The organism is uncultured Gemmiger sp. (assembly GCA_944388105.1).
Taxonomy (GTDB): Bacteria; Bacillota; Clostridia; order Oscillospirales; family Ruminococcaceae; genus Gemmiger.
The window spans coordinates 1-5,370 of record CALXHN010000125.1; the positions used below are offsets into that span (position 1 = coordinate 1).

Annotated in this window: 5 protein-coding genes; all 5 read left to right on the plus strand. The window is 64.6% G+C overall.

Features of this window, described 5'->3' with window-relative positions:
• Positions 1 to 1,515, plus strand: a 1,515-nt coding sequence (locus Q0K17_RS10320; protein WP_294542805.1) for a M23 family metallopeptidase, incomplete at its 5' end; no start/stop codon positions are given.
• A gap of 150 nt (positions 1,516 to 1,665) precedes the next feature.
• Positions 1,666 to 2,448, plus strand: coding sequence for an NAD(P)-dependent oxidoreductase (locus Q0K17_RS10325; RefSeq protein WP_294542806.1), 783 nt, complete (start codon positions 1,666 to 1,668; stop codon positions 2,446 to 2,448).
• The gene (locus Q0K17_RS10330) at positions 2,445 to 3,035 is read left to right on the plus strand and encodes a dipicolinate synthase subunit B (RefSeq protein ID WP_294542808.1); all 591 of its coding nucleotides are present in this window, start codon (positions 2,445 to 2,447) and stop codon (positions 3,033 to 3,035) included. Before Q0K17_RS10325 ends, Q0K17_RS10330 begins: the two co-directional genes overlap by 4 nt.
• A gap of 63 nt (positions 3,036 to 3,098) precedes the next feature.
• Positions 3,099 to 4,412 carry a UDP-N-acetylglucosamine 1-carboxyvinyltransferase gene (locus Q0K17_RS10335; RefSeq protein WP_294542810.1) on the plus strand — a complete coding sequence of 438 codons (1,314 nt, stop codon included), beginning with the start codon at positions 3,099 to 3,101 and terminating at the stop codon, positions 4,410 to 4,412.
• 224 nt (positions 4,413 to 4,636) lie between these two features.
• Positions 4,637 to 5,370: cell division protein FtsZ (gene ftsZ, locus Q0K17_RS10340; protein WP_294542812.1), on the plus strand; the 734-nt coding region annotated here is incomplete at its 3' end.

Here is a 5,370-nt window from a genome sequence, read left to right on the forward strand (position 1 = left end):
GGGGAGGCCGAATCGGCCGAACAGCAGCAGCGCGCCGCACAGATGACCCGCACGGTCCAGCTTTCCATTGAAAAAATCGTGGAAAAGATCGAGGAGGAAGAATCCATCCCCGAACCGGACCCCGCGGAATTTGCCGGGAGCGGCGAGGAGGAGGGCGACCCCGATTCCGCCGATCCGTCTTTGCCCGCCCGTCTGCGGCGGCTGCACCGCCGCGTCGGCGACAGCATGTGGAGTCTGCTGAAGTGGGTCGCGTTTGTGGTGGCGTTTGTGGCGGTGGTGGCCGGTGCCGGCATCGCATGGCTGTACAAGGGAGCCACGCCGGATTCCATCCCCAAGGTCTCGGCCGAATTCAACGGCGAGGAACTGGAGCCTACCTCCTACAGCTGGCATGTGCCGGTGGTGGCCAATGTGTTCAAGCGCACCTACGCCAAAACCGTCTCCAAGGAACCCACCCAGATCGCCGCGACCATCGAGACGGCACAGGTGGACCTGAGCGTGCGCCACACCGACTGCGACACCAGGCTGACGGTGGAGGACAGCGACGGGGAGTCGGTGTTTGAAGGCACGGCCGAAGAATTCGGCAACTACACCTTCACCAAGAACGACATCTACACCGCCGAGCTGGTCATTTTCCGCAATGAGAAAAAGATCAGCCACACGGCGGAAGTCTCCGGCAAGCAGACCTATCTGTTCAGCTTCACGGTCAGTCTGCGGCCTTCCATCCGCCTGAACACCGTGTCTGCCACCCAGGGCAGTGTGGTGGCGGTGCGGGTCAGCGGGGGCGTATCCGATCAGGTGGCTCCCACTGCCAGCAGCAAGCTGACCGCCACGGCCTTCCACCGGGGCGAAAACGACTGGGTCTGCTATCTGCCCATCGGGGTCAACCAGGAACCGGGGGATTACACCATTACCGTCAGCTATGCGGGCTATGAACAGGAACTCAGCCTGACCGTCAAGGCCCGGGCCAATGTGTATAAGGATTATTCCAGCAAGAGCAAACTGACCAGCCCGTATATTGCCGAAAGTGATACCCCGGCCAAGGTACTGGCGGTGCTCAAGACCGGGGACGAGCAGCCCGCCTGGACGGAGGACGGCTTCAATCTGCCCTTCACCGAAAAGGCGGAGGTGGAGCTGGCCTACGGCACCACCGAGTACGTGGGCCGCACCCGGTCCGAGCGGGTAGCAGGCACCGGCACCGGACGGATCAGCAACAATGTGATCGTGTCCACCACCCGGAACAGCAGCCTGCTGGCCCCGGCGGCCGGCAAGGTCGTCCTGGCCGAAGACCTGGGCGGTACCGCCGGTTACACGGTGGTCATCGACCACGGCGCCGGCGTCAAGAGTGTTTTCTATTGCCTGCGCAGCGTTTCCGTCAAGGTGGGCGCCACCGTCAAGAAAGGGCAGGAGATCGCCCAGACGGACCGCACCACCATCGGAGAAGTCCGTGTGGGTACCGTCCCGGTGGAACCGCTCTCTGTCTGGCGCGGCGAATGTGACGCCCTCAACCATTATTGATCTTTTGCTTTCAGAGCCTCTGCTTCGGCAGGGGCTTTTTTCTTTTGTCAAAACCGGCGCTTCCGCAGTGCAAAAGGCCGGCAAAGCTGGTTTTCCGTCACCATGCCCGCCGTTCGGGCATAAGATGGCTCAGAACACGGGGGTGGAAATATGTCCTTTACATTTTGTATGGCTGACGGCGATGCCCGTCAGCAGGCTGCCGGCCGTGCTCTGCGGGAAGCCGGGTGCACCCGCGGGGCACCGGAACGTGCCGATTTTCTTTTGCTGCCCATGCCTCTGCGCACCATCACGCCGGGACAGCTGGACCTTCTGCACCGGATGCGGCCGGACACACCGGTCTTCGGCGGACTCATGGCGCCGCAGGCCCGCAGCACCATCCAGCGTACCGGCGGGGTGCCGGTGGACTATTATGCCCGCAGCGAACTGGCCAGCCTGAATGCGGTCCCCACGGCGGAAGGGTGTCTGTGCCTGCTCATGCAGATGCGCACCCGCACCTTGTGGGAAAGCCCGGTCCTGGTGTTGGGCTTCGGCCGGGTGGGGCAGGCGGTGGCCCGACGTCTGGCTGCGCTGGGGGCAAGGGTCACGGTGGCGGCCCGCAGCGCCGACCAGCGGGCCGGGGCCCGGTGCTGCGGCTGCCACGCGGCACCGCTGACCGCCCTGGACCGGCTTCTGCCCGGATTTGATGCGGTGGTCAATACCATCCCGTCGTTGGTGCTCCCGGCCCAGCTGCTGGGATGCCTGCCCCGCGGGGCGGTGATCATCGATCTGGCCAGCGCTCCGGGCGGTGTGGATTTTGACGCCGCCCAGGCCATGGGCCTGCAGGCACGGCTGGCCCCGGGGCTTCCGGGACGATGTGCACCCGATACGGCAGGGGAACTCATCGCCCAGACCATATTGACCATCTTGCAGGAACAGGGGAGGGTGACGGTATGACACAGACATGGCAGGATACACCCCGCGCGGTGGTGTTTGCCCTGTGCGGCAGTTTTTGCAGTTTCGGGGCTGTGCTGCCCCAGATCCAGCGCCTTTGCCGGGACGGGTGGGATGTGCTTCCGCTGCTCAGTTCCAGCGCGGCCACACAGGATACCCGGTTCGGGACGGCGGCTTCCCTGTACCGGACTCTGGAAGAGATGACCGGCCACCCGCCCATGACAACCCTGCAGCAGGCGGAACCCCTGGGCCCCCAGAAACTGGCCCGGGCCATGGTCATTGCCCCCTGTACCGGTACCACCATGGGACTTCTGGCCAACGGGATCAGCAGTACGGCAGTCACTCTGGCGGCCAAAAGCATGCTGCGGGGCGGCCGGCCCCTTCTGCTGGCCCCCTCCACCAACGACGGCCTTTCGGGCAGTGCGGGCAGTCTGGCCGCCCTGCTGCAGCGCAAAAACATCTATTTTGTGCCCTTCGGCCAGGATGACAGTTTCAAAAAGCCCCACAGCCTGAAGAGCGACTTCACCCTGCTGCCGGACGCCCTGGAAAGTGCCCTGCGGGGTGTGCAGCTTCAGCCGCTGCTTTTGTAACTTTCGGCGGAATGACGCATATATTGGTATGGTGTGACGGATATTTCGAAAGGCGGTGCGGCGATGGAACGGATCAAGATCACGGGCGGGCGGGTACTGGAGGGCCGGATTCGCCCCGCAGCGGCCAAAAACAGCGTGCTGCCCCTTTTGGCGGCCAGTCTCTTGTGCAGCAGACCCTGCGTGCTGCGGGGGGTACCCAGGCTGTCGGACGTGGATGCCAGTCTGGCGCTGCTGCGGGCGGTGGGGGCCGGACCGGTGCGCCGTGGCCCGGATATCCTTCTCCCGCCTGCCGCAGTCTGCGGCCATGTCCCGCCGGAGCTGGCGGGGGCCATGCGGGGGTCGGTATTTTATCTGGCGCCGCTGCTGGTGCGGGCGGGGACGGTGGAGCTGCCCCTGCCCGGAGGCTGCCGCCTGGGCCCCCGCCCCATTGACATCCATCTGGCAGGGCTGGGCGCCATGGGGGCCGAGATCTCCGAGAGTGAGTCTGCGGTGACCCTGCGCCGGCAGGGGTCTCTGCACGGGGTCGATTTCACCCTGCGCCTTCCCAGCGTGGGTGCCACCCTGACCCTGCTGATGGCCGCCGCCTGTGCCCGGGGCGAGACCGTGCTGCGCGGTGCCGCCTGTGAGCCGGAAATTGCAGATACCGCCGCTTTTCTGCGCATGGCGGGGGCGCAGATCGAAGGGGCCGGCACCCCTGTGATCAGGGTACGCGGGGCGGCGGGACCGCTTCCGGGCGGCGGCGTGCACCTGCCTTTGCCCGACCGCATTGCCGCCGCCACCTATGCCGCCGCGGTGGCGTTGGCGGGGGGACGCATTGCGGTGGAACACTGCCGTCCCGGGCACTTGGCGCCTTTCCTGCGGTTCCTGCGCACCGCCGGCTGTGAGATCACCGCAGGACCGGACGGATTTACGGCGGCCCGGGACCCGGATATCCCGCTGTGGGGTGGGGCGGACCTGTGCACGGGAGCCTGGCCGGAATTTGCCACCGACACGGCGCCGCTGGCGGCAGCGGTGCTCCTGTGCGCCCGGGGCGAAAGCCATATCCATGATGCCCTGTTCCAGAACCGTTTCGCCTGTGCCGAAGGGTTCGCGGCCATGGGCGCCCTGGTCCGGGCCGATGGCCGGGACCTGTGGATCGGCGGCGACGCGCAGCTGCATGCCGCCTGCGTGACGGCCCCCGACCTGCGGGGCGGGGCCGCGTTGGTGCTGGCGGCGCTGGCAGCCGGGGGAACGGGGACCGTTATGGACTCCGGTCACATCCGCAGGGGCTATCAGGACCTGCCCGCGGAGCTGACGACCCTGGGCGCGCGCTGCACATATGTCAAAACAATGAGCGATGCCACGATGAAAACTGCCTCTGCTATGCAAATGCGATAAAATCCGCGCTGCCATGTAAACTCTTTTGGATATTTCAACGGGCTGCGGCGCAAATTTTGATTTTTTGCGCCGCAGCTATTGAAATTGTGTTGGGAATTTGGTATTCTAATAATCAGTTATATGTTAAAAATACAGGGCCATTGTGCCTCTGGGTCATAACCGCATTGCGGCGGCCCGGGTTGTCGGGCCCATCGAAACTAACAACTGTTTAGGGGGATACACTCATGGCGTTCGTTCTCGATGAAGAGATGCAGAATGTAACTAACATCAAGGTGATCGGCGTCGGCGGCGGCGGCGGCAACGCTGTCAACCGCATGGTCGATGCAGGCCTTGGCGGCGTGGAATTCGTTGCGATGAACACCGACCAGCAGGCCCTGATCAACTCCAAGGCGACCCAGAAGGTCCAGCTTGGCGCCAAGCTGACCAAGGGCCGCGGCGCCGGCGCTGACCCGGAAGTGGGCCAGCGTGCAGCGGAGGAGAGCAAGGACGAGATCGCCAACGCCCTCAAAGGCGCTCAGATGGTCTTTATCACCGCCGGCATGGGCGGCGGCACCGGCACCGGTGCGGCTCCCGTGGTGGCCGAGACTGCCCATGACCTGGGCATCCTGACCGTCGGCATCGTCACCAAGCCCTTCAGCTTTGAGGGCAAGCGCAAGATGAGTCTGGCTGAACAGGGCATCGCCAACCTGATGATGCATGTGGACAGCCTGATCGTCATCCCCAACGAGCGCCTGAAGCTCATCAGCCAGGAAAAGATCACCCTGATGAACGCTTTCGAGGCCGCGGATAACGTGCTGCGTCAGGGCGTGGAGAGCATCTCCAGCCTGATCAATATTCCGGCTTTCATCAACCTGGACTTTGCCGACGTGCGCTCCATCATGAAGGACGCCGGCTTTGCCCACATGGGTGTCGGCGTCGCCAAGGGCGCCGGCAAGGCCGAAAACGCCGCCAAGGCTGC